Source organism: Streptomyces panaciradicis, from assembly GCF_023516615.1.
GTDB lineage: Bacteria > Actinomycetota > Actinomycetes > Streptomycetales > Streptomycetaceae > Streptomyces > Streptomyces panaciradicis.
The window spans coordinates 76,814-98,568 of the sequence record NZ_JAMGBF010000013.1 but is presented as its reverse complement, the minus strand read 5'-3'; the positions used below and the strand labels follow the sequence as shown (position 1 = coordinate 98,568).

General features: G+C 70.5%; 23 protein-coding genes. 17 read left to right on the top strand and 6 right to left on the bottom strand.

The window, feature by feature from the left end:
- Positions 1–8: 8 nt before the first annotated feature.
- From M8J74_RS05765 to M8J74_RS44780, 3 genes are all read left to right on the top strand, one after another.
- Positions 9–593 (top strand): dihydrofolate reductase family protein, encoded by a 585-nt coding sequence (locus M8J74_RS05765; protein ID WP_249835351.1) that lies wholly within the window; start codon positions 9–11, stop codon positions 591–593.
- A complete protein-coding gene (locus tag M8J74_RS05760) occupies positions 590–1,003 on the top strand; it encodes a VOC family protein (protein ID WP_249835350.1) in 414 nt (137 codons plus the stop codon). Before M8J74_RS05765 ends, M8J74_RS05760 begins: the two co-directional genes overlap by 4 nt.
- 228 nt (positions 1,004–1,231) lie before the next feature.
- A complete protein-coding gene (locus M8J74_RS44780) occupies positions 1,232–3,355 on the top strand; it encodes a SpoIIE family protein phosphatase (protein WP_249835349.1) in 2,124 nt (707 codons plus the stop codon).
- A gap of 381 nt (positions 3,356–3,736) precedes the next feature.
- Here M8J74_RS44780 and M8J74_RS05750 read toward each other — a convergent pair whose 3' ends face one another.
- Positions 3,737–4,483, bottom strand: coding sequence for a TIGR03943 family putative permease subunit (locus tag M8J74_RS05750; protein ID WP_249835348.1), 747 nt, complete (start codon positions 4,481–4,483; stop codon positions 3,737–3,739).
- Positions 4,480–5,514 carry a permease gene (locus M8J74_RS05745; protein ID WP_249835347.1) on the bottom strand — a complete coding sequence of 345 codons (1,035 nt, stop codon included), beginning with the start codon at positions 5,512–5,514 and terminating at the stop codon, positions 4,480–4,482. The genes M8J74_RS05750 and M8J74_RS05745 overlap by 4 nt, the downstream gene beginning before the upstream one ends.
- 529 nt (positions 5,515–6,043) lie before the next feature.
- Between M8J74_RS05745 and M8J74_RS44420 the strand changes: the two genes are divergently transcribed.
- From M8J74_RS44420 to M8J74_RS05710, 6 genes are all read left to right on the top strand, one after another.
- On the top strand, positions 6,044–8,086 hold the full coding sequence (locus M8J74_RS44420; protein ID WP_283947819.1) for an ATP-binding protein: 2,043 nt from the start codon (positions 6,044–6,046) through the stop codon (positions 8,084–8,086).
- 87 nt (positions 8,087–8,173) lie between these two features.
- Positions 8,174–8,701: an STM3941 family protein gene (locus tag M8J74_RS05730; protein WP_249835346.1), complete on the top strand. Its 528-nt coding sequence runs from the start codon at positions 8,174–8,176 to the stop codon at positions 8,699–8,701.
- A 119-nt stretch (positions 8,702–8,820) separates the two neighbouring features.
- The gene (locus tag M8J74_RS05725; protein ID WP_249835345.1) at positions 8,821–9,183 is read left to right on the top strand and encodes an ArsR/SmtB family transcription factor; all 363 of its coding nucleotides are present in this window, start codon (positions 8,821–8,823) and stop codon (positions 9,181–9,183) included.
- A complete protein-coding gene (locus M8J74_RS05720; RefSeq protein ID WP_249835344.1) occupies positions 9,167–9,739 on the top strand; it encodes an SRPBCC family protein in 573 nt (190 codons plus the stop codon). Before M8J74_RS05725 ends, M8J74_RS05720 begins: the two co-directional genes overlap by 17 nt.
- Positions 9,739–10,404 (top strand): dihydrofolate reductase family protein, encoded by a 666-nt coding sequence (locus tag M8J74_RS05715; RefSeq protein ID WP_249835343.1) that lies wholly within the window; start codon positions 9,739–9,741, stop codon positions 10,402–10,404. Before M8J74_RS05720 ends, M8J74_RS05715 begins: the two co-directional genes overlap by 1 nt.
- A gap of 160 nt (positions 10,405–10,564) precedes the next feature.
- Entirely contained in the window at positions 10,565–11,920 is a 1,356-nt protein-coding gene (locus M8J74_RS05710) for a GNAT family N-acetyltransferase (RefSeq protein ID WP_249835375.1), read from the top strand.
- Here the strand turns inward: M8J74_RS05710 and M8J74_RS05705 are convergent.
- Positions 11,908–12,261, bottom strand: a complete 354-nt coding sequence (locus M8J74_RS05705; protein WP_249835342.1) for a hypothetical protein — start codon at positions 12,259–12,261, stop codon at positions 11,908–11,910. The genes M8J74_RS05710 and M8J74_RS05705 overlap by 13 nt on opposite strands.
- 292 nt (positions 12,262–12,553) lie before the next feature.
- Between M8J74_RS05705 and M8J74_RS05700 the strand changes: the two genes are divergently transcribed.
- The 4 genes from M8J74_RS05700 to M8J74_RS05685 are packed head-to-tail and all read left to right on the top strand — an operon-like array spanning position 12,554 to position 15,276.
- On the top strand, positions 12,554–13,084 hold the full coding sequence (locus M8J74_RS05700; protein WP_249835341.1) for a hypothetical protein: 531 nt from the start codon (positions 12,554–12,556) through the stop codon (positions 13,082–13,084).
- Positions 13,085–13,091: 7 nt separating this feature from the next.
- Positions 13,092–14,051, top strand: coding sequence for a YhjD/YihY/BrkB family envelope integrity protein (locus M8J74_RS05695; protein ID WP_249835340.1), 960 nt, complete (start codon positions 13,092–13,094; stop codon positions 14,049–14,051).
- 59 nt (positions 14,052–14,110) lie between these two features.
- On the top strand, positions 14,111–14,692 hold the full coding sequence (locus M8J74_RS05690; RefSeq protein ID WP_249835339.1) for a sugar O-acetyltransferase: 582 nt from the start codon (positions 14,111–14,113) through the stop codon (positions 14,690–14,692).
- 11 nt (positions 14,693–14,703) lie between these two features.
- Positions 14,704–15,276, top strand: a complete 573-nt coding sequence (locus tag M8J74_RS05685) for a TetR/AcrR family transcriptional regulator (RefSeq protein WP_249835338.1) — start codon at positions 14,704–14,706, stop codon at positions 15,274–15,276.
- 42 nt (positions 15,277–15,318) lie between these two features.
- Here M8J74_RS05685 and M8J74_RS05680 read toward each other — a convergent pair whose 3' ends face one another.
- Positions 15,319–15,855 carry a GNAT family N-acetyltransferase gene (locus tag M8J74_RS05680; protein ID WP_283947833.1) on the bottom strand — a complete coding sequence of 179 codons (537 nt, stop codon included), beginning with the start codon at positions 15,853–15,855 and terminating at the stop codon, positions 15,319–15,321.
- Between the two features lie 151 nt (positions 15,856–16,006).
- Between M8J74_RS05680 and M8J74_RS44415 the strand changes: the two genes are divergently transcribed.
- From M8J74_RS44415 to M8J74_RS05660, 3 genes are all read left to right on the top strand, one after another.
- Positions 16,007–16,684 carry a hypothetical protein gene (locus M8J74_RS44415; RefSeq protein ID WP_283947816.1) on the top strand — a complete coding sequence of 226 codons (678 nt, stop codon included), beginning with the start codon at positions 16,007–16,009 and terminating at the stop codon, positions 16,682–16,684.
- Positions 16,685–16,840: 156 nt separating this feature from the next.
- Entirely contained in the window at positions 16,841–18,466 is a 1,626-nt protein-coding gene (locus M8J74_RS05665; RefSeq protein WP_249835337.1) for a serine/threonine-protein kinase, read from the top strand.
- The gene (locus tag M8J74_RS05660; protein WP_249835336.1) at positions 18,463–19,266 is read left to right on the top strand and encodes a hypothetical protein; all 804 of its coding nucleotides are present in this window, start codon (positions 18,463–18,465) and stop codon (positions 19,264–19,266) included. The genes M8J74_RS05665 and M8J74_RS05660 overlap by 4 nt, the downstream gene beginning before the upstream one ends.
- A gap of 43 nt (positions 19,267–19,309) precedes the next feature.
- On the opposite strand, the gene M8J74_RS05655 is transcribed toward M8J74_RS05660, so the two are convergent.
- Positions 19,310–19,846, bottom strand: a complete 537-nt coding sequence (locus tag M8J74_RS05655) for a DinB family protein (RefSeq protein WP_249835335.1) — start codon at positions 19,844–19,846, stop codon at positions 19,310–19,312.
- A gap of 175 nt (positions 19,847–20,021) precedes the next feature.
- On the opposite strand from M8J74_RS05655, the gene M8J74_RS05650 reads away from it, so the two are divergent.
- A complete protein-coding gene (locus M8J74_RS05650; protein ID WP_249835334.1) occupies positions 20,022–20,720 on the top strand; it encodes a GNAT family N-acetyltransferase in 699 nt (232 codons plus the stop codon).
- Positions 20,721–20,811: 91 nt separating this feature from the next.
- On the opposite strand, the gene M8J74_RS05645 is transcribed toward M8J74_RS05650, so the two are convergent.
- Positions 20,812–21,483, bottom strand: coding sequence for a DUF4142 domain-containing protein (locus tag M8J74_RS05645; protein WP_249835373.1), 672 nt, complete (start codon positions 21,481–21,483; stop codon positions 20,812–20,814).
- Between the last annotated feature and the right edge of the window lie 272 nt (positions 21,484–21,755).

The window sequence follows — 21,755 nt, the reverse complement described above, 5'->3', positions numbered from 1 at the left end:
AGGCCAGGATGAGCAATCCGATTCGGCTCTACATGTCGATGTCGCTCGACGGCTACATCGCCGGCCCGGACGATCGGCCGGGGCAAGAGCTCGGACGCGACGGCGGACGGCTCTTCAACTGGCTCGACGACCGGGAATCCGAGGGCCCGAGCGGGCAGGTCCACCGCGAAGCGCTGGCGACCGGGGCGCTGATCTCCGGCCGGCGGACCTTCGAACTCGCCGGGCGCTGGCGGGGCGACCATCACGACGGCGTGCAGATCTTCGTCCTGACCCACCGGGTGGACGAGGGGGACGTGCCGCCCGGCCACGCATGCTTCGTCACCGACGTCGAGGACTGCGCCCGTCAGGCTCGCGCCGCCGCCGGGGACCGGCCGGTGATGGTGCACGGGGCGGGGGCGGCTCAAGCACTGCTGCGCGCCGGGCAGTTGGACGAGATGGAGATCCACCTGGTTCCGGTCCTCCTCGGAGACGGTCGACGGCTGTTCGACGGTCTGGGCGGCGAACACTTCGAACTCGACCTCGTCCGGCGGCTCGAGGACCGAGACGTCACGCATCTGCGCTATCGGGTGCGTCGGTCCGGGGAGGCCGCGTGAAGACGCTGTTCGTCTCCTACCCCGTCACCGACCTGGACCGCTCGCTCGGCTTCTACACCGCGTTGGGCTACGCCGAACTGGGCAGGGTCGAGGCCGGCGACGGGGCTCGCCTCCTGATCCTCAAGTTCCCCGGCGAACCGGCGGCCTCGCTGGAACTGGTCCACCGCCCCGGGCACGATCCAGTCGACGTGGGCAGTGGCTTCGACCATCTCGCGATCCAGGTGGAGAGCCTCGCCACCACGCTGGACAGGCTGAGCGAGGCCGGTCTGAGCCCCGAACCCCTCCAGTACCCGGGAGGCCCGCACGGCCCGAAGACATCGTGGCTCACGGACCCGGACGGCTACCGGATCGAGTTGGTGGAGTGGCCCTCCGGACACGCCGACGGCATCACGGCAGCAGACTTCGCCTGAGCCCGCCACCCGGCCGGGGAGTGGCGAACCGACCCGTCCGTCAAACGAGGCAGAACCGATGCACCTGCCGATTCGACACGTGCTCGCACCGCACAAGGCCAGCCTCCGCCGCCCACACGGCCAGCACTCCCCTTTAACGGTCAACAACGGACAGCGACATGAAAGGTCGTTATGTCAGATATACGGTCGTCTTCTTCCCAAGCAAGGCGGTGAGAGGAGACGGCTGCCGTGGGCATCGGGGACAGCGCAGAGGACCGTCACGCACCCCCCAGGCTGGGCGAGTTGGAGCAGTCGCTGGCCGTGGCGGCCGATCTGGGAGGCATGACGGAAGCCCTGGCACGGGCATGTGCGTGGATGGGCCGCGTGGGCTGGACCGTGATGCTCTTCCAAGTGGACGGCACGCATCTGTTTCCGTGCGGGGTGGCGGGGCTCGGCGGACGCTGGCAGCCTCCGCTGCGACCGCTGTCCACCGGCGAAGTGTGGCCGGTGAGCCGGGCGGCCCTCGGCCAGGAGCGTGCCGGGTGCGGAACACCGGGCCCCTACCCCCTGCCGGCGAAGGCCGGGGCCACGGCCTGGATGGTGCTGCCCTTGACCAAGGGCCACGGAGTCGCGGTGGCACTGCGCCCCGGCATCGTCTCCTTCCCGACCACGGAGCAGGACTTCCTGCGCGAAGCCGCGAACCTGCTGGATCGTTACCTCCCCGGCTTGGTGGGAACGAGCCGCACCGAGGCATCCCTCCCACGCCTCACACCGCGCGCGACCGGCGCCTTCCGCCTCGACCTGGCCGACGAGCAGGTGCAGTGCGACGACACCTTCGCCCGGCAGCACGCCCTGCCCGGTCCCGGACGCCACCCGCTGACCGACATCCTGCGCCGGATCCCCGCCCACGACCTGGCGTCCATCGAGGAGATCCTGCACCGCCTGCGCGCCCAACCCGGCACCTTCGAGGCGAACTACCGCCTCACCACGGACGGCGGCCGCATACGCCACCTGCGCGCGCACTGCACCAGCGACCTGGACGACGTCGGCAAGTCGACGACGGTCACCGGCCACGTCACCGACATCACCGACGACGCGGAGCAACTCGGCCAGCGCGAGGCGCTCCTGCGAGAACAACTCCGGCGCGCGGACCGCATGATCTCCCTCGCGGCCAGCGCCGCCAGCGCGAGCGGAACACGGGAACTGGCGGCCGCCGCCTGCGAGGCCCTGGCCGTCTTCGGCGCCGACGCCCTGGTCATCGCGGAGGCACGCCACGGCCGCACCCACGTCGTCACCACCGTCGGCTACGACGACGAACACCGCGCCGCCGTCGACCGCGTCTGCCTCACCGCCCGCACCCCGCTCACCGACGCCCTGCGCAACCAGCAGGCCGTGTTCTCCCCCTCCCGTCACGACCTGCTGTCCGCCTACCCCCACTGCACCGCCACTCTGCCCCGCTTCAAACGCCACGCCTGGGCCGCTCTGCCGCTGCCGTCGGCGGACCCCGGCATCCCGGCCGCCTGCATGCTCTCCTTCAACCGCCCCCACGCCTTCCACGCCTCCGACCAGCCCCTGCTCATCGCCGCCGGCGCGCTCCTGGGACGCGCCCTGGAACGCTGCCGCACCTACGACGCCGAGCACGAGCGCGCCGTCCGCCTCCAACGCAGCCTGCTCCCCGCTCACCTGCCCCAGCACCCCGGCCTGCACCTGGCCGCCGCCTACTACCCCGCCGCCCCGCACGCCCACGCCGGCGGCGACTGGTACGACGCCTTCCCCCTGGCCGACGGACGCATCGCCCTGACCATCGGCGACGTCGAAGGCCACCACACCAAGGCCGCCGCCCTCATGGGCCGTCTGCGCACAGCCCTGCGCGCCTACGCGGCCCTCACCCCCGACCCCGCCACGATCCTCCACCACACCAACAACCTGCTCACCGCCGAAAACGACGCCGCCCCCGAGCAAGCCCTCCTGGCGACCTGCTGCCTCATCGCCCTCGATCCCGACACCGGCCGCCTCGACTGCGCCACGGCGGCCCACCCCGCGCCCCTCGTCCACACCCCGGACGGCGCGCCGGCCCCTCATGTCACGCCCGGCCTCCCGCTGGGCGTCCTCGCCGACACGTCGTACCCGACCACCCGCGTGACCCTTCCGCCCAGGAGCAGACTCCTCCTGCACACCGACGGGCTCACCGACACCCCGCACACCGACCCCGACCACGCCCGAAGGCAGCTCCGCACAGAGCTCGCGGCCAGCGCGCACGACGCGGCCGCCCTCGCCCTGCACCAGATCACCACCGCCTGCCTCACCACCGCCCACCCGAACGACGACGCAGCCGTACTCCTCGCCCACCTCGTCCCCACCGACCGCCACTGAGGGCACGGCGGAATTTCCGCGCAGATCAAGCCGGCGCTGACCATCCGGCGGCTGCGGGAACTCGACCTCCCGCTGGCGGACGTCCGGGACTTCCTCCGGACCGGGTCCGGCGCCGCGGACGAGACGGGCCATCCGACGGCACAGCAGATCGTCGCCGCCCATCGCGGTCCGCACGACGACCTCGACATCACCTACAGCGCCGTGGGCTCCTTCGCCGCCCGCAACGGCCTGCGGTCCCAGGATCTCGTCGAGGAGGTCTACCTCGTCGGTCCGCGGCGGCAACCGACCAGCCCGAGCACGGGAGAACCCTCGTCGCCTGGCTGATCGAGCCCGACAGCGGCCGATCGACGGCGTAGCGACCGCGCGCTTCGCTCTGTCTGGCTACCGCGTCGGGGTCAGCGGGAGGTCGTCGGTGTACGAGTTCACCGGCTTGGCCACTTCCTCCACGGAACGGGCGTCGAGCGCGGCGGAGGCGGAGCTGGTGCCGAGGGTTCCGCCGGGGTGCCAGGTACCGGTGACGGACACCCAGGTGTCGGCCTTCGGCGCCGAGCCGTAGATGCGGAGCTTCACGGACTGGGCGTCGGCCGCGCAGCAGGAAATGATGATCCGGGTCAGGAACCAGCTGCCCCGCTGTCTGCCGGGCGTGACGAAACCGCTCAACTGGACCGTGCGTCCCTTGATGGCCCGCGTGCGGTCCTCCTGCACGCGCAGGGTGAAGTCGGTGAGGGTCATCGGAATCGGCGAGGTGGCGGGCAGCGGGTCGAACGCGTCCTGATGCGTGACCGCCTTGGCCGGCTCACGGGACGCGGTGTACGCGCCCAGGGCGGGCGGGGCGTACAGCAGCAGGCTCAGCGCGGGGAGGAACAGCAGCCATGCGACGCGGGGTGCGCTGGAGTGGTCGTGCCCGTGGCCGCTCTCGCCATGAGGAGCGTGCTCCTCGTGCTTGTCCCGCCGCCCGTACGACACCGCGTCCGCCACACCGAGCAGGACGAGCAGCACGCCGGAGGCGACGAGCAGCGGGCGCATCCCCTCCTTGACGTAGCGCAGGTACAGGTCGGTGAAGAGGGCGATGTGCAGAAGGCCGAGCCCGCTGAGGACGAGCAGGGTGATCTGAAGCGGGCGTCTCACAGCAGTGCTCCTCCGATCAGCGCGCTGGACAGGACGGCGACGACGACCGTGGCGGCGGAGAACCGGAGCGCGAAGGCTCGGCCGAAGGTACCGGTCTGCAGGGCGATCAGCTTCAGATCGACCATCGGGCCGACCACCATGAACGCCAGGCGCGCGACCGGGGAGAACCCGGTCAGCGAGGCCGCCACGAAGGCGTCGGCCTCCGAACACACCGCCAGCACGATCGCCAGTCCGGCCAGGAACAGCACCGACAACCAGGCGGAACCGGAGAACGTCTCCAGCACGGAACGGGGCACCGCCACGTTGAACGTGGCCGCAGCCATCGCCCCCACCACCAGGAAACCGCCCGCGTGCAGGAAGTCGTGCTGGAAGCCGGCCCGGAACTCGCGCCACCGACTGGCGCCCGTCTCATGCCCGGTGTGCCGGGCGGTCGGCCGCAGCCATTCGGCCCGCCCCAGCCACAACCACAGCCAGCCCATCACCGACGCCGTGGCCAGCGAGGCCAGCAGTCGGGCGGCGACCATGGCCGGCTGACCGGGGAAGGCGACAGCGGTGGCTGTCAGCACCACCGGGTTGATCGCCGGCGCCGACAGCAGGAAGGCGAACGCGGCAGCGGGCGTGACTCCCCGGCCGATCAGACTGTTCGCCACCGGTACCGACGCGCACTCGCAGCCCGGCAGTACGACCCCCGCCATGCCGGCCACCGGCACGGCGAGGACCGGACGACGGGGCAGCACAAGGCTGAACACCCGAGCCGGCACGAACGCGTTGATGGCACCGGACAGGGCCGTGCCGAGCAGGAGAAACGGCAGCGCCTGCACCGTCACGGCGAGGCAGACGGTCCGCCACGCCTGCATGGCGGGCGTCTGCAGTCCCTTGCCCACGAGATACAGCACCGTGCCGGGCACGATGGCCGCCCCGAGGAGCATGAGGGGCCAGGACCGTGGCCAGCCGGGAGCGGCCTCGGCATCGACGGTCGTGTCCGAGTCGGCGTGCTCGGCCGTCTCGATGCGTTCTGTTGTTTCCTGCATTGCCGCTCCGCCTGTCGGATGATCGGGCCAAGATAGCCGTCGCGCACGAACGTCCGACAAGAACACGCCGAGCTGATCATGTACGGGAACGACGGCCCACCCTCACGCACTCACCTGCCGCAGAGGAACTCCCGCGCTCCACACAGGCGTGTGCGAACGCGCTGCCGGGTGGCACGGCAGTCGAGTCGGACGTCCAGGGGCCCGGGCACGGTGCTCTCGGAGCGACGTCCGGAGGCCAGTCGGGAGGCATCGAGTCCGTCCCGTCGCGCGATCAGCACACCGAGGTGCGGACGACGGCAGCGGTCTCCGCGGCGGCCTTCGCCGCGCCGTACGAAGTGATCGGATCGGGCGCGGGTCTCGTCACACGGGACCGCCCGGTCCGCGGGATGCCCGTCCCGGCCGGCCTGCAAGGCGTTGCGCCCCGAAGGCCCGCGGCAGTGGCCGTTCCATGGTAAGAGCTCGGGACATAGTCCGTGCGATATTGCCTGATCTGCTGATAAGACGTCAGATCACTGGTGAAAATGCCGCCATGGTGTGGATGCTCTGGGACGAAGAGACCTCTTTCATCGGCCGGTCGGAGGAACTCGGTCTGATCCGCGCGGCGATGAGCCGCAGCCGGCTGGTGACGCTCACCGGGACGGGCGGGGTCGGCAAGACCCGGCTCGCCGGGCGCGTCGCGTCTCTCTCCAGGCCGCAGAGCGAGCGGGACGTCGCCTGGGCGGATCTGTCGCCCCTGCTCAACCCCCCGCTCCTGGCGGCCACCGTCGCGGATGCGCTGGGGCTGTCCGACCACACACCGCGGCTGCCCACAGAGGCGGTCTGCTCCTGGATCGGCGACCACCCCGTCCTGTTGGTTCTCGACTCCTGTGAGCACCTGCTGGCCGAGTGCCGCGCGCTGGCAGGCGATCTCCTGACGGCGTGCCCGAACGTGACGATCCTGGCCACCAGCAGGGAACCGCTGCGTGTGCACGGCGAGACGGTCGTCGAGATCGAACCCTTCGCGTCGGCGCAGGACGCGGTCGCGCTGTTCGCCGACCGTGCCGCCGCGGCGGGCAGCCCGCTCAAGAGTGAGAGCGACCACCACCTGGCCGCGAGCCTGTGCGAGCACCTGGACCGCCTGCCACTGGCGCTGGAGCTGGCCGCCGCGCAGTTGCACGGCATGTCACTGCCCGAGCTCTGCGCGGGGCCCCTCTCGGCGATCGACCTGCCTCCGGCGGCGGCCCACACCTACCCACCTCGGCACGCCGCCCTGCGTACCACGATCGGCTGGAGCCACGAGCTGTGCACCCCGCTGGAGAGGCTGCTGTGGGCCCGGCTGTCCTTCCTGCCCGGTTCGTTCGACGGCACCACCGCCTGGCAGGTGGCCAGCGGGGGACCCCTCTCTCCGAGCCGGGTCGCGCACACCCTCGCCTCTCTGTGCGCCAAGTCCGTCGTGGTCCAGCGGACCGGCACGTACCGGATGCTGGACTCCGTGCGGCAGTACGGCCGGATGTGGCTGCACGAGCTCGGTGGCGAGCAGGAGCTGGCGCGCCGCCACGCCGAGCACGTGCTCGCCCAGACCCGCCAGGCCCATCTCGAGTGGTTCGGGCCCGCCCAGCGCGGCTGGTACCAGCGGATCGAGTTCCTCCACGCGGACATCCGCCTCGCGGCCGATCACTTCCTGGCCACCGACCCGGCGGCGGCCTTGGAGCTGATCGGCAACGTCACCCTCTTCTGGGTGTGCTCGGGCTACCTGTACGAGGCACGCCGCTACCTGGAGCTGGCGACGGAGGCGGTCGAGGAGGGCCAGGACGACGACGTCTGGGTGCAGGGGTTGTGGAGCCTGGGGCTGACCCTGACGCTGCAGGGCGAACACCGGGCGGCGCAACTGGTGGCCGCCGACTGCCGGGACGCCGCCGCGGCCGTCTTCGACAGGGACGGAATGGCACGCGCGGCCTATCTGTCCGGCCTGCTGCACTTGCTGCAGGGCCGCCCGCTCGCGGCGGCACAGGTCGTGGAGTCGATGACGTCGGGCACGGACGTCTCCGGTTCCGGGCAGCCGAGCGGCCCGACAGCCATGTGCCGTCTCGTCCACGTCTTCGCCCTCACCGGGTCCGGACGCCTGCCGCAGGCCCGCCACGAGGCCCTTGAGCTACGCGCCGTCTGCAGGGCGTCCGACGAGTACTGGACGCTCTCCTACGCCGAGCACCAACTCGCCCTGATCTCCTTCCTGGAAGGGCGCACCCAGGACGCCGTCGGCCACGCGCGGGCCGCCCTGGCCGCCAAGCGGCACATCGGGGACGCCTTCGGGATCGCCATGATCATGGACCTGCTGGCCATCTCCCTGACCGACACGGGAGACCACCGCGCCGCGGCCTACGCCTTCGGTGCGGCGGCGCACCTGTGGGAGACCGTCGGCCACCCCCAGCGCGGCACACCGGAGCTGGCGTCCCTGCGCGACGACTGCGAGGCCAGGCTCGTGGACGCCATGGGCGAAAGGAACTACGACGCCGTCTGCCGACAGGCGGCCGCCTGCGACAGGCAGACGCTCGTGTCCTGGGCCGCCGACGGAGGGCCCCTGCCAGGAGCATGACGGCTCACCGAGCTTCCGAGGCCGGATACCTCCGCGGTCCTTCCAAGACTTCCGTTGACGAGCGCTTCGGTCCTATCGTCTGAGCCCGTGATCACAAACGGCGTTCCACAGCCCCCGACGGTCTACCCGCTCGCCAAGACCCGCGTGTGGCTCATGCTGGTCGGTTCTCTGGTCTTCGTCGCTCTGGGCATCGTGTTCCTGGTCGCCCACAGCACCGTCAAGATGACCGTCGCGGGAGCACTGGCCGTGCCCTTCTTCGGGTTGTGCGCCGTGCTCATCGGCCAGCGTCTGTTCCGCGGCCGACCGGAGCTGGTGCTGGACGACGCCGGTGTGGAGCACGTGCGGCTGGGCCGCTTCGGCTGGGACGAGATAGCCGCCGTGCGGATACGCGAGCAGCGGGTACGCAACACCTCGCAGCGGTTCATCGAGCTGGTGCTGCACGACCCGGAGGCCTACCTGGCGCGGGCACCCAGGCTCGTGCGCAGTACCGCGTCCATGAACGCACGGCTCGGCTTCGGCCCGGCCAACATGGCGACGAACACCCTGCCGGTATCTCCCGAGGAGATCGTGGACGCGATGCGGCGCCACCGCCCGGGACTCGCCGTACATCACTGACCGAGCCCGTCGGCCGACCGGCCGCGGACCACCTCCCTGAACGGCTCGTCGACGCCCCGATCGACGGCACGCGCCGGACGCATCGTTGACACATGCCGATATGGGCATACGATGATGTCATGGCAAGGGCGGCGACTACCTCGGACGCGTTCAACGCGATCGCAGAACCGCAGCGGCGACAGATCCTGGTGCTGCTGCGAGGCGGCGAACGGCCCGTGACCGAACTGGCCCGGGACCTCGGCATGACGCAGCCCCAGGCGTCCAAGCACCTGCGGGTCCTCCGCGAGGTCGGGCTGGTGCGGGTCCGCGAGTCGGGCAAGCAGCGGCTGTACGACCTGGACGCCCGCGGCCTCCGGCCGGTCCACGAGTGGGTGGGCGGCTTCGAACGGTTCTGGAACGAGAGCTTCGACCGACTGGACGCGTACGTGCAGGAGTTGGAGCGGGCAAGGCAGGAGGAACCACACGATGACGACGACCGGTAACGGCGGCGAACCCGCGCGGACGACCGCGGACCGCGAGATCGTGATCTCCCGGGTGATCGGCGCCCCGCGGGAGCTGGTGTTCGAAGCCTTCACGCGCATCCAGCACCTGTCGCGGTGGTGGGGACCGGAAGGCTTCACCACCACGACGCGGTCATTCGAGTTCCGTGTGGACGGCGAGTGGGACTTCGTCATGCACGGGCCCGACGGCACCGACTACCAGGAGTGGATCACCTGGCGGGAGATCGTCCCGCCGGAGCGCATCGCCCTGTCGCACGGCGAGGCCCGCGACGACCCGAACGCCTTCGAGTCCGTCCTGACGTTCGAGACCACAGGCGACAAGACCCGGATCGTGATGCGCACGGTGTTCCCGACCAGGGAACTGCGCGACGAGGCGGTGGAGAAGTACCACGCGGTCGAGGGCGGCGAGCAGACGCTGGCCAACCTCGCGGCCTACGTCGCCGACATCGCCCTGGAGCGCTCCACGGGTCACGAGCCGACGACGGCCGGCGAGACCACGACCGAGCAAGAGACCGGACAGGAAGGAACCACGAGCTGATGGCCGGCAAGGTGTTCTTCAGTGTGACGATGTCGCTCGACGGCTTCATGGCGCCCGAGCCCGTGCCCGTCGAGCACGTGTTCTCGCCCGAAGGCCGAGACGACCCCAGGGCGCAGCGCTGGCTGACCAAGTGGTCGGAACTGCAGGCGTGGCTGTTCCCCCAGCGGTGGTTCCGCGAGAACCTCAAGCTCGGCGAGGGCGGCGAGGAGGGCCTCGACAACGACGTCGCACGGGCGACGTACAAGCGCACCGGCGCGAGCGTCATGGGCAAGCGGATGTTCGACGCCGGCGAGCTGGCCTGGCCGGAGGAAGCGCCGTTCCACACCCCGGTGTTCGTCCTCACCCACACCAGGCGCGAACCGTGGGAGCGACCGGGCGGCACCACCTTCCACTTCGTCGACGACGGCGTCTCCAGCGCCCTCGACCAGGCCCGCGAAGCAGCCGGCGACCGCGACGTCCGTATCGCCGGGGGCGCCGAGACCATCCAGCAGTACCTCGACAGCGGTCTGATCGACGAGTTCTCGATCACCCTGGCGCCCGTACTGTTCGGCACCGGCATCCGTCTCTTCGACCGCGTCGACCCCGATCACCTCACGCTGGACCAGACGCGTGTCGACCCGTCGTCACGGGTCACCCACCTGACCTACACCGTCGGGAAGCGGTAGCCCAGACCTCGTGCCGGCACCGGACGCGGTCCCTGCGCGGGCCCGTTCCGAAACGGTAAGAATCTCGATCGCTTCGGCCGTGAGACCGCGGTTAGCCTCGGACCATGAGCGTGGACACGGGGTGCGGTCGGACATGAATCGATCGCCGCTCTTCTGTGAAGTGGCCTTGGCGGAGCGTATCGAGCGCGCCGAGGCCCAGCTGATGACCGCTGCCGCGGAGGCCGCACGCCTGCGCCGAGGAGACGACGCGGGGTTCGTGCTGCGGGTGGCCGGCGCAGTGGCCACGTTCGCCGAGGACGACTCCCCCTTCAACAAGATCGCCGGTCTCGGGTTCGACGGCGTGCCCGACGCCGCCGTGCTCGACCGCATCGAGCGCGCCTTCGCCGACCGCGGTGCCGCCGTGCAGGCCGAGGTGGCCCATCTGGCCGACCCGGCCATCGGCGCCCTGCTCACGGATCGCGGATACCGGCTGACATCGTTCGAGAACGTCCTCGGGCTCGCCCTCGACGGCACGTTCGAACGGGCGACTCCCCCGGGCATCGAGGTGAGGGTGTGCCGCGAGGACGCGTTCGATGCCTGGCTCGATGCCGTGGCCGACGGCTTCGCCCACCCCGACGACCAGGGCGTTCCCTCGCACGAGGAGTTCCCGCGTCAGGCGCTCGCCAACGCCGAACGGGACTTCGCCGCGGCCGGCGTGGTGCACTACATCGCCCTGTGCGACGGCACCGTCGCCGGAGGGGGCAGCCTGCGCATCGCGGACGGCGTCGCGCAGCTCACAGGCGCGGCGACCACCCCGCGACACCGCCGTCGAGGTGTGCAGACCGCCCTGCTCGCGACCCGCCTGGCCGACGCGGCCGCCGCCGGCTGCGACATCGCCGTCGTCACCACCCAACCCGCCTCCAAGTCCCAGCAGAACGTGCAGCGTCGGGGATTCCACCTGCTCTACACCCGCGCCATCCTGGTGAAGGAGGTCACCTCGAGGAGTCCGGAGCCCGAAGCCGTGGACGAGGTGCGCGTGGTGCAGTACGACGGCGCCCGGGAGGAACTGCGCCCGCTGTTCGAACTGGCCGAGGATTCACCGGCACAACTCGCTTCCTACATGGAAGACGGACGTGTGCTCGTCGCCCTGCGCGGAACGACCCCCATCGGTCACCTGCAGCTGGTGGCGACCGACCGCGCCGATACCTTCGAGATCAAGAACATGGCCGTGCGCGAGGACCTGCAGCGCAGCGGTGTGGGCAGGCGTCTGATGCGCGGTGCGATCGACCTGGTCTCACGGGAGAGGGGAACCCGCCTGCTGGTCGCCACCGCCGCGGCCGACATCGGCAACCTGCGCTTCTACCAGCGCCAGGGGTTCCGCATGCGGACGGTCGAACGGGACGCCTTCACTCCCCGCACCGGCTACGACCCAGGCACCCTCATCGACGGCATCGAACTACGCGACCGCGTCTGGCTCGACCGCCCACTCGAACGCACCCCTCATGACGCCGGTCCTTCCACCGTTCACTCGTCGTAGTACTCGTCGTCGTCGCCCTGGACGCGCGCCCCCAGCACCCGAGCGATCGCACGCATCTTCTCAAGAAGGATCTCGTCGGGGTTCTTCACCACGATCTGTCCCTCTTGCCAGTCCAACCAGGCCCCGTGGGTGTCCCGTTCGGGGTGCGTGGCCATCTGGGCCAGCCATTCGTGCCGGTACTCCAACACCCCCTGCCGGTCCCGTGGAGAAGCCCTGGCCACCTGAACCATGTCCAGGTCCGGGTCGGCAGCGACCACTCTCGCCCACTCCTGCGTCGTGATCGGGTCCCCTCCGTCCGCCCACCACGGCGTCCGTCTGGTGATGTGCACGTCATAGCCCATGCCCGCACAGTAAGGGGCACCGCTGACACCGCCCACGCGACCGCGAACCCTTCACGGCGCCGGCGGTCTCTCACCCGGAAAGGGTGATACGTGCCCGCTCCGCTCGCCGGAAGACTCGGTGGGTGGTTTCAGCAGGGGCGGGGTACAGGACCCCGGCCGCTGAGGCCTCACCCGCGGTGCCTGCCCTGCCATACGGGTGAACCGTCCTGGCCCACCCCCGTGCGGCATGCGGCCTCCCGCCGGGTGTCCTTGACTGGAAGTCCGTAACCGCCGGTCCAGCACGGGAGAAGACATGGCAGGACGAATGGGCAAGAGCAAACGCCGGTGCACCGCGGTCGCCCTGCTCATGGCCTGCGCGGTGGCCGGCGTGAGCAGTTGCTCCGACAGTTCGTCAACGACGTCGCCCGCCCGCAGCAAGGCAGCCTCGGCGGCGTCCGCGGCGGCGTCCGCGGCCTCCTCCGCCGTGGCCTCCCTGGCGTCTCAAGGAGCTTCCGCGCTGGCCTCGGCCTCGGCGGAGGCCAAGCGCCGGCTGGACGAGGTGAAGAGCGGAATCAACGCCAAGGACGAGGTCAGCCTCGGAGCCCCGGCCTCGGCCGGTGACGGCCGGATCACCGTCCCCGTCACCGTGCACAACACCGCGAACTCGGCGAAGTCGTTCGTGGTCCAGGTGAGCTTCAACGACACCAAGGGCAATCTTCTGGACACATGCGTCGTGACGGTCGACAACGTCGCCGCCGGGAAGGACGGCAACGCCACCGCCCGCAGCAACCGCAAGCTCTCCGGTCCTGTCCGCGCCGAAGTCGCCAGGGCCCTGCGTTACTAGGCGCGGCATGCCGGACGTCGACGGCCACGAAAGACTCAGGCGCGAGCGCCTTGTCAGAACCCTGACGTTCTGGCTGCGCCCTGCCTTCTCCTTGCGCGTCCTCAACCGCTTCCAGAAGATCGTGGGGTTCGACCGGGCGATGGCCCTGGCATCGAGCGCCCTGACCGCGCTCATTCCCCTCGCGATCCTCGCGGGCGCCGTCCTGAGCAACTTCGTGCACTACGACGCGGCCGAACGCATCATCAACCGCTACGGGCTCACCGGCGAAGGAGCCGACGCGATCCGCTCGCTCCTCGATCCGGCCGAGGGCAGCGGCGCGAGCGTCGGCATCCTGGGCGTGGTGTTCCTGACGATCTCCGCGCTGAGCTTCGCCCGCGCGGCGCAACGCCTGTTCGAACAGTGCTGGGAACTCAAGCCCCTCAGCATGCGCAACACACGCAACGACCTGGTGTGGATCGTCAGTCTCGGCGCCTACGCGGCGATCTCGGGCTGGATCCAGGCGGTACTCGGCGGCGGCCGGCTCGGCCTCACGGCCGTGTTGGTCGAGGCACCGGTGACCGCCGTGTTCCTCCTGTGGAGCGGCCGCGTCCTGTCCGCCAAACGGATCAGCCTGATACGGCTGCTCCCCTTCGGGATCATCACGGCCACACTCACCGCCGTGTACTCCGTAGGGGCGAATGTGTACCTGCCGAAACTGTTCAACTCCTATGCCGCCCGCTACGGAGCGATCGGCGCCGTCTTCGCGATGATCTCGGCCCTGTTCGGGGTCATGCTGGTGACGGTGGCGTCGGCGGCCCTGGGACGCGAGGTCCACGAGGAACTCACCCGGATCCGTGCCGGCGACCGGCCCTCGGACCACGAGATCCGCCAGGAGTGGGACGGCATCATCGAACAGGCCCGGCTGCGCTGGCGCACCGCACGAGAGCAGGTCTCACGTCGCCGGCCCGAGGACACGAAGCGCGTCTAGCCACCGGTGCCGGCCACAGGAGTGTACGAACGTACCTTCCGGAGCGTACGATCGTACGCATGACGGTGGACCACTTTGCCGATGACCCGCGGACCAACTTGCAGCGCATGCTCGCGGGCGATCTCTACATCGCCGACGACCCCGAGATCGCCGCCAGGCAGCGACGCGCCATGCGCCTCGCCGAGCGCTACAGGACTGCGTTCCTGGACGACTCCGCCGACGCCCGGTCGCTCCTCGAGGATCTGCTCGGCTTCGCGGGCGAGGAGATCGAGGTGCGGCCGCCGCTGTACGTGGACTACGGCAGCAACATCTCCATCGGGGCCCGTACCTTCGTCAACTACAACCTGACCGCACTCGACGTGGCGGCGATCACCGTCGGCGAGGACTGCCAGATCGGCCCGGGCGTCCAACTCCTCACCCCCACCCACCCTCTGGAGCCCCAGCCCCGCCGCGACAAGCTGGAGGCCGCCCTGCCCATCACCATCGGGGACAACGTCTGGCTCGGCGGCGGCGTCATCGTCTGCCCCGGGGTGAGCATCGGCGACAACAGCGTCATCGGCGCCGGATCGGTCGTCACCAAGGACATCCCCGCGAACGTCGTCGCCGTCGGCAGCCCCGCCCGCCCCGTGCGCACCCTCTGAACCCACCTGCGATGGCCACCGGACACACCGACCCGCAGCGCCGCGAGCGCATCCTCACCGCCACCCTGGACCACATCGCCGACGAAGGCGTCGCCGGTGTCTCCCACCGGAAGATCGCCGCCCGGGCCGGAGTGCCGCTGGGGTCGATGACCTATCACTTCGAAGGCATCGGCGAACTGCTCGACGAAGCCTTCACCCGCTTCGCCGACCACGTCGTCGCCCTCTTCGAGCAGCACCTGAACGCGGCCGGCAGCGCCAAGGAGGCGCGCGAGGCGGTCACCGACCTCATCCACGAACTCTCCGACGGACCGCAGCGCGATCTGATCATCACCCACGAGCTCTACACCCTCGCGGCCCGGCACCCCCAGTACCGAGAGCTGACACGCCGCTGGATGATCCGCAGCCGAGAGCTCCTGGAACGCCACTTCGACGCCGACACGGCCCGCCAACTCGACGCCCTCATCGAGGGACTCGCCCTCCACCGCGCACTCGACACCGCACCGCACGACCGGCGCCTCACGAGCGAAGCCGTCACACGCATCACCACCACCGTCCGGACGCGACCCTCGCCCAGCCCGCGGTGACCCGCTTCTGCGTGAGGCCGGACGCTTCCGGCTCCGTAAGTCTCAATCAGTGGCCGTGACACGTTCCTCGCACGCCAGGCTGAACACCCGCACGCGGCGGCCGCAGCTGGGATCGACGGCCTCCCGAACCAGATGCATCCCCAGCTTGGCCATGATCCGTTCGGATGCGCCGTTGCCCACCTGAGCGACGCTGACGATCCGCTCCAGCCTCAGCACTTCGAACCCGAACCGCACAGCGGCCCGAGCGGCCTCAGTGGCCAGCCCCCGCCCCCAGTGGGACCGGCCCAACCGCCAGCCGACCTCGACCGCGGGCAGCAACTCCGGCATGAAGTCAGGGACCGAAAGACCGGTGAACCCGGCCAGTCCCCCCGTCGAGCGGATCTCCACGGCGAACAGCCCGAAACCCTGGGCATCCCACTCGCGCTCGATCGCCTCGATCCCGAGGCGCGTCTGCCGGGCGTCGCGGACGCTGCCGTCACCGATCCATCTCATGACCTCGGGGTCCGCGTTGACCGCCGCCATGGGCGCGACGTCGTCCTCGCGCCAGCGGCGCAGGACCAGACGGGGAGTCTCCAGCATGACCATCCGAGCATTCTGAAGCACCCGGGCGGGCTTGTAGCTGTGTCACGACCGGGCAACGACCCGGTGACCAGAGCAACCGGTGGTTGGCTGGAAATCGTTTGTGCCTGAGACAGTCACCCTCGACTGCCACTCACCAGACAGGATCACCATGACGACCTCCACGAAGTCCGACCGGCACAGACCCGGCACCGTTCTCCGTACGACCGTGATCGGCGCCTCGGCCGCCGTCCTCTCAGTGATACTCACGGCCTGCAACGGAAACGGGACTTCGACGGCCTCCCCCGCCGACGCGAAGACCGCGACGGCGACAGCGGGCGGCAAGGCCACGGCGGCCGGTGCCCCCACGACCGGCGCCAAGCCGGCGGCCGAGCCCACGGGCGCAGGCAGCGGCGCATCGTCGTCCGCCGCCACCAAGCCCGCCCCCTCGGCGCCCGCTCCGGCCAAACCGCTCGCCTCCGGCACGGCCGGCGACGACGGCTGCGACCACAAGATGCCCATCTCCCCCGACGAGGTGGCGGTCTACCGCTACACCCCCGAAGGCGGCTCCCTGAGCCTCATCGTCAAGTACGGCAACTGGGGCTGCGCCCCGGCGGACTCCGACGGCGCACCCTTCGAAACCGTGGGCAAGGAGACGTACATGCCCATGGACCAGGCGGCGTACATCACCGTCACCAACCCCGTCGTGGAGAGCACCGAGAACCAGCACATCGGTGTCCAGGAGTTCCTCGACTGGCTGGAAGCGCACCCGAACAGCGGGCTGGTGTTCAAGTACCACCTGGGCGCCGACGGGGCGATCGACCGGCTGGACGAGGAGTTCACCCCGTGAGCCCAGGCTTACGGGAGCGATGAGGCGCAGCGCACGGACGGAAGGCCGCTGGGGTGCTGCGCCGCAACCGCTGTGGCTGAAAATGTGTCTCTCAACGCGTGGTGCAGCCGCTTCGGAGGTGGCCGTGCACGGCAGCAGGACGATCGGGGGGAAGATGTGAACACCTGGGTGGTGCCCGGATACACCGAGTCGCACGAACTCGGCTCAGGGGCGAGCGGACGCGTCGTATCGGCCGTGCACGGGGACACGGGCGTTCCCGTCGCGGTCAAGTACCTCAGCGAGACCCTGCGCGAGCGCCCGGGCTTCGTACACGAGTTCCGGGCCGAGGCACGCCTCCTGGGCGGCCTGGAAAGCCTGCACGTGACCGGCTTCTACGAGTACGTGGAGAGCCCGCACGGCGCCGCCATCGTGATGGAACTGGTCGACGGGGTCTCGTTGCGGACCCTGCTGAAACGCCAGGGTCCACTCGAACCCGAGGCCGCGCTCGTCCTTCTCAAGGGATCGCTGCTCGGCCTGGCCGACGCGCACGGCATCGGCGTCGTCCACCGCGACTACAAGCCCGAGAACGTCCTGGTCGCATCGGACGGATCGTCCAAGCTCGTCGACTTCGGCATCGCGGTGGACGCCGGAACCAGCGCCGGCGTGGCCGGAACCCCCTCCTACATGGCCCCCGAGCAGTGGACCGGTGAACCCGCCTCCTGCGCCACGGACGTGTACGCGGCCACGGCCACCTTCTTCGAGTGCCTGACGGGCCACAAGCCGTACACGGGCGAGAACCTCGCCGAACTCGCCCTGCAGCACGTCGACGCCCCCATCCCGGTCGACGAGGTCCCCGAGGCGGTACGTGAACTGGTCCGCCGCGGTCTGGCCAAGGAACCGGACGAACGGCCGTCCCAGGCCGATGCCTTCGTCGCGGAACTGGAGACGGCCGCCCTCACCGCCTACGGCCCCGACTGGGAGGAACGCGGCCGCGCCCGCCTCGCCGCCCTGGTGGCCCTGCTGGCGATGCTGCTGCCGTCGGCCCGCGCTCCCCGGACCACCACCGACACCGCGCGCACGATTTTGAGCCAGAAGCCGCACCTCGGCGGGGCGCGGGCATGGCTGCCCGGCCGCCCCGGGATGCTCGTGTCGGGCTCCGCCGTGCTCCTGGGCGTCCTTCTCACCTACGGCATCCACGCCGCCCCGGGAGCCGCCGCGCAGCGGTCCGCCCAGGCACTGGCCACCACCAGCGCCCACACCGGAGCCGCGTCACCGGGAGACACCGCCCCGCCCACGTCACCGTCCCCGTCGGACGACGCGTCGCCCTCCCCCACTCTCTCCCCCTCGGCTTCGGCGAGCACCGGCACCCCGGACCCCACCGCGTCCACCACCTCCGCACCCACCTCGGACACGACGACCGGCGCGACGACCGCGCCGGCCACACCGACGGCGTCCTCCCCCACCTCGCCCGCCGCTGCCGCCGTCAAGAACGTCGCCGTGTCGGCGCTCCAGCAGACGGGCCCCTCCACCGCGGCGGCAACCGTCGACATCACCACCGACGGGACCGGGCCGCTCACCCTCACCGTCTCCTGGTTCACGGGCAACCTCGCCGGCCCGCTCGGCTCCCCGGACGGCGCGTCACAGACCTTCGAGCGAAGCGGAGCCACCCACTACACGCTCGCCGTCCAGCACACCTTCCAGAACGCCGGCTGCTACTGGGCGGTACAGGCCACGACGACCCCGGCAGCCGCCTCCGGCAGTTCCTCCCAGCAGATCCTGACCAGACAGTGCGAGCTTCGATGACCACTCACGACGACGTCACTCCCCCGCCCGCGGAGGAAGAAGAGGCGACCCGAAGGCTCGTTCCCGCCGACGCTCAGGCCGCCACCGTCCACCTCGACGTCACCGACGGCGGAACCCCGGGCGACACTCCCGCCGACGCGGACGACGGCTACAGCGCCACTGTGCTGGCCAGCCACTGGATTCAGCGGCCCGAGCTCGACCGGACCCTCGTCGAGGAGTCGGAGGAGTCAGAGGAGCCGGAGGAGTCGGAGGAGCCGGAGGAGTCGCCCACCAGTGCTCCATCGGTGCGCCCTGACCGCATCGACGGCACTGTGCTGCGGTTCGGTCCGGGCGTGACCGCCGTCGTCGAGCACCGTCATCAGCAGACGCTGGCCGCCGCGCCCCTGTCGCCCCCACCTGTGCCCCGGCGTCGGAGGCTGCGCAGGCACGCGTTCCCGGCGCTGGTGGTGCTTGCCGTGCTCGCCTTTCTGCTGTGGCAGCGCTCAGCACCGTCCGTGCAGGTCAGCGGAGTTGCCGTCACCTCACGGCCGGCGGTTCTGGGGTGTGACGGCACGGCGGATGTCGTCGGTCTGGTGACCACGAACGGCCGTGCGGGCACACTCTCCTATCGCTGGGTCCGCAGCGACGGCACCGCCTCCGGTGTGCTCCACGAAGTGATGGTCCGGGGCCAGAAGCACGCGCGTCTCCACCTGCGATGGACCTACCGGGGCAAGGGGCATCGCACGGCCCGGGCCGAACTGCGCATCCTCTCCCCCACCCACCGGGAGAGCAGCGCCCGCTTCACCTACGACTGCTCCTGACCGCGAGGCCGGCTTTACTGAGGAGCTGGCGGGTCGGGTCTCCCTATGGCTGCAGGAGGTCCAGGACGAGATAGCCGTCGATGCGGCGCAGGTGCTCGCTGTCGGGGTCGGGCGGGAGTGCGTGGCCGAGGTTGTCGGCGCGGACCTCGCTGATCCACTGGTCGTGCTGGTATTCGTGATTGATCAACGCGGTGATCAAGTGTGTTGCGACGATGGTGAGTTGGGTGGGGGCACCGACGCGGCCGGCGGCGATGTCGCCGATGCGGGCGTGGACGCGTTCGGCGACGGTCTCGCGGAACCGGGTGAGCCGTTCGACCGTGGGCAGCGTGCCGCGGAACTTCTCCGGGTTCGCCGAGTCCATCAGGGCGTCCAGCTCGGGGTCGGGGCTGGGCTCGGCCGCGGTGAGGTTGCGGATCATGAAGTGGGCGACGTGGGCCTGGTGGCCCAGGTGCCAGCCGATGGCGCTGGAGTTCTCGTGCGGGCGCCACGTCACCTCGTCCGGGGTGAGGTCCTTCCACAGATCGTCGGTGTAGGCACGGGCTCGGTCGTACTCGCGCAGCAGTGCGTCTACCGGGAGCATGCTTTCGCCTCTTTCGTGGTCAGGGACGCGGGGGCCCGGTGCAGCCTGCCGGTACACGCCCGAGGGGGCGGTCCACCGCTACGGGGATAGGGTGTCTGTCCGCATCATTCCAGTGAACGTCTCGGGCGGTTCCCGGTGCGTGGCATGGGTGTGACGGTCCGAGAAAGGCAGCGCGATGAGGAGCGAGGACGCCGCCGTACTCGACGATCCGGTGGGCGGGTCGCTGCGGTGCCACCACACCGCGCTCGCCCGTCGGCTCGGCCGGGCCGACACCTACCTGCCAGGAGTCGCGACCTTCTGCGCCGTGCCCCGCGATCCGGACGCGACGGACTGGGCCGACCTCGCCCGGCTGCTCGGCCGGGACGGCTTCGCGGACCTGTTCAGCTGCCGGGCGACCCCGCCGCCGGACTGGGAGCCGGTCTTCGCCCTGGACGGACGGCAGATGATCTGGACCGGCGACCGCCCTGTCGAGCCCCGCGCCGCGAGCGGCGACCTGGTCGAGCTGAGCGCGACCGACGTGCCCGAGATGCTCGACCTCGCCGCACGGACGCAGCCCGGACCGTTCTGGCCGCGCACCCACGAACTCGGCACCTATCTGGGCATCCGTGCGGGCGGAAACCTGGTGGCCATGGCGGGCGAACGGCTCCGGCCGCCCGGATGGACCGAGATCAGCGCCGTGTGTACGGCACCAGAGGCGCGCGGGCGGGGCCACGCCGCCCGGTTGGTGCGCGCACTGGTCTCCGGCGTCCTGTCCCGGAACGAACGTCCCTTTCTGCACGTCGCCGAGACGAACACCGCCGCGATCGCCCTCTACGACCGGCTCGGCTTCGAAAGCCGCACACAGGTGACCTTCCGGGGGTTCCGGACGCCGTGAGCCGTGACGGCGGTCGGCGCACGAGCGTCAGCGTGCGCCGACCGCCTGCCCGCGCCGAACACGGCCGGCGTGGGCGGCTCGGCCTGCGGCCTCACCTCACCGTCGGACTGGGAGAGACCGTTCTGCGCGCCGGCGGGGTGAGGACGACCTGGGGCTGGCCCGCCGCCGGGGGCGGCGGGGTCTGGGGTGCGGTGCTCTGCAGGGACAGGGCCTGGTCGAAGTCGACCAGGCCGGTCTTCTCCACGGTCGTGAGGTGGTCCAGGACCGTGCCGTTCGCCAGGTCGGCCAGGTCACGGACCAGTGAGTTCCTGGTGGTGGTGCGGACACTCGCGATCGTGGCGAGCATCTGGCCGTTCGTCGCCCGCAGGATGGTGGCCAGGTCGGTGTCGAACTGCTTGCCGCTGTCCCCGTTCAACCGGGTCACGAAGCCCTGCTGCTGCGGCGAGGGCTGGTTGGGCAGCGTGATGCCCAGCTGAGCGGCGGCCTTGCGATCCGCGGCGTCCAACGTGGCATCACCGGCGATCAGCTGCTCCGCGACCGCCTTGACCGGCTTCGTCGTACCCTTCTTCAGCGCCATCTGACCGACGGGGTACTCCCAGAGGCCGGCGGAGCGCACCTTGACCACGAAGTCCCGGTCGGCTTGGGTCAGCGGCCCGGTAGCCGGGTGGGCGATGACCAGTTCTGGTTCGCTGCTGACCCTTTGGACTCCGAGCATGCTGGGGTAGAGGAGGGCCCCCAAGGTGGTGGCGAGCGCACCACCCACGAACAGGGTTCCCGCCGCTTTCCGTGAAACGAGCACCGTCTCTCCTGCTTCTGATTCGATACCCGCACGCCCAGGGATACGTATGCCGAGGCCCGGAAAACCTCTTGGGTTCGTAATGAATTCGTCAAGCCGATGAGGGGGGCGGCCCCTGCCGGAAGGCCCCGCGGACCAATAGCCGCTGGTACGTCTCAACCGCTGGCAAAAATAGGGCCGTTGGCCCCTATGGACAGGCTCACGCAGGGACTGTTCGGCCCTATCGGGACCGGGGGGCG

Bases quoted from the DNA above. Each gene is read 5' to 3' on its own strand.
- M8J74_RS05765 (WP_249835351.1), top strand. From the start codon at position 9: ATGAGCAATCCGATTCGGCTCTACATGTCGATGTCGCTCGACGGCTAC.
- M8J74_RS05745 (WP_249835347.1), bottom strand. From the start codon at position 5,514: ATGCAGGAAACAACAGAACGCATCGAGACGGCCGAGCACGCCGACTCG.
- M8J74_RS44420 (WP_283947819.1), top strand. From the start codon at position 6,044: ATGGTGTGGATGCTCTGGGACGAAGAGACCTCTTTCATCGGCCGGTCG.
- M8J74_RS05725 (WP_249835345.1), top strand. From the start codon at position 8,821: ATGGCAAGGGCGGCGACTACCTCGGACGCGTTCAACGCGATCGCAGAA.
- M8J74_RS05720 (WP_249835344.1), top strand. From the start codon at position 9,167: ATGACGACGACCGGTAACGGCGGCGAACCCGCGCGGACGACCGCGGAC.
- M8J74_RS05715 (WP_249835343.1), top strand. From the start codon at position 9,739: ATGGCCGGCAAGGTGTTCTTCAGTGTGACGATGTCGCTCGACGGCTTC.
- M8J74_RS05705 (WP_249835342.1), bottom strand. From the start codon at position 12,261: ATGGGCTATGACGTGCACATCACCAGACGGACGCCGTGGTGGGCGGAC.
- M8J74_RS05700 (WP_249835341.1), top strand. From the start codon at position 12,554: ATGGCAGGACGAATGGGCAAGAGCAAACGCCGGTGCACCGCGGTCGCC.
- M8J74_RS05695 (WP_249835340.1), top strand. From the start codon at position 13,092: ATGCCGGACGTCGACGGCCACGAAAGACTCAGGCGCGAGCGCCTTGTC.
- M8J74_RS05690 (WP_249835339.1), top strand. From the start codon at position 14,111: ATGACGGTGGACCACTTTGCCGATGACCCGCGGACCAACTTGCAGCGC.
- M8J74_RS05685 (WP_249835338.1), top strand. From the start codon at position 14,704: ATGGCCACCGGACACACCGACCCGCAGCGCCGCGAGCGCATCCTCACC.
- M8J74_RS05680 (WP_283947833.1), bottom strand. From the start codon at position 15,855: ATGCTGGAGACTCCCCGTCTGGTCCTGCGCCGCTGGCGCGAGGACGAC.
- M8J74_RS44415 (WP_283947816.1), top strand. From the start codon at position 16,007: ATGACGACCTCCACGAAGTCCGACCGGCACAGACCCGGCACCGTTCTC.
- M8J74_RS05660 (WP_249835336.1), top strand. From the start codon at position 18,463: ATGACCACTCACGACGACGTCACTCCCCCGCCCGCGGAGGAAGAAGAG.
- M8J74_RS05655 (WP_249835335.1), bottom strand. From the start codon at position 19,846: ATGCTCCCGGTAGACGCACTGCTGCGCGAGTACGACCGAGCCCGTGCC.
- M8J74_RS05650 (WP_249835334.1), top strand. From the start codon at position 20,022: ATGAGGAGCGAGGACGCCGCCGTACTCGACGATCCGGTGGGCGGGTCG.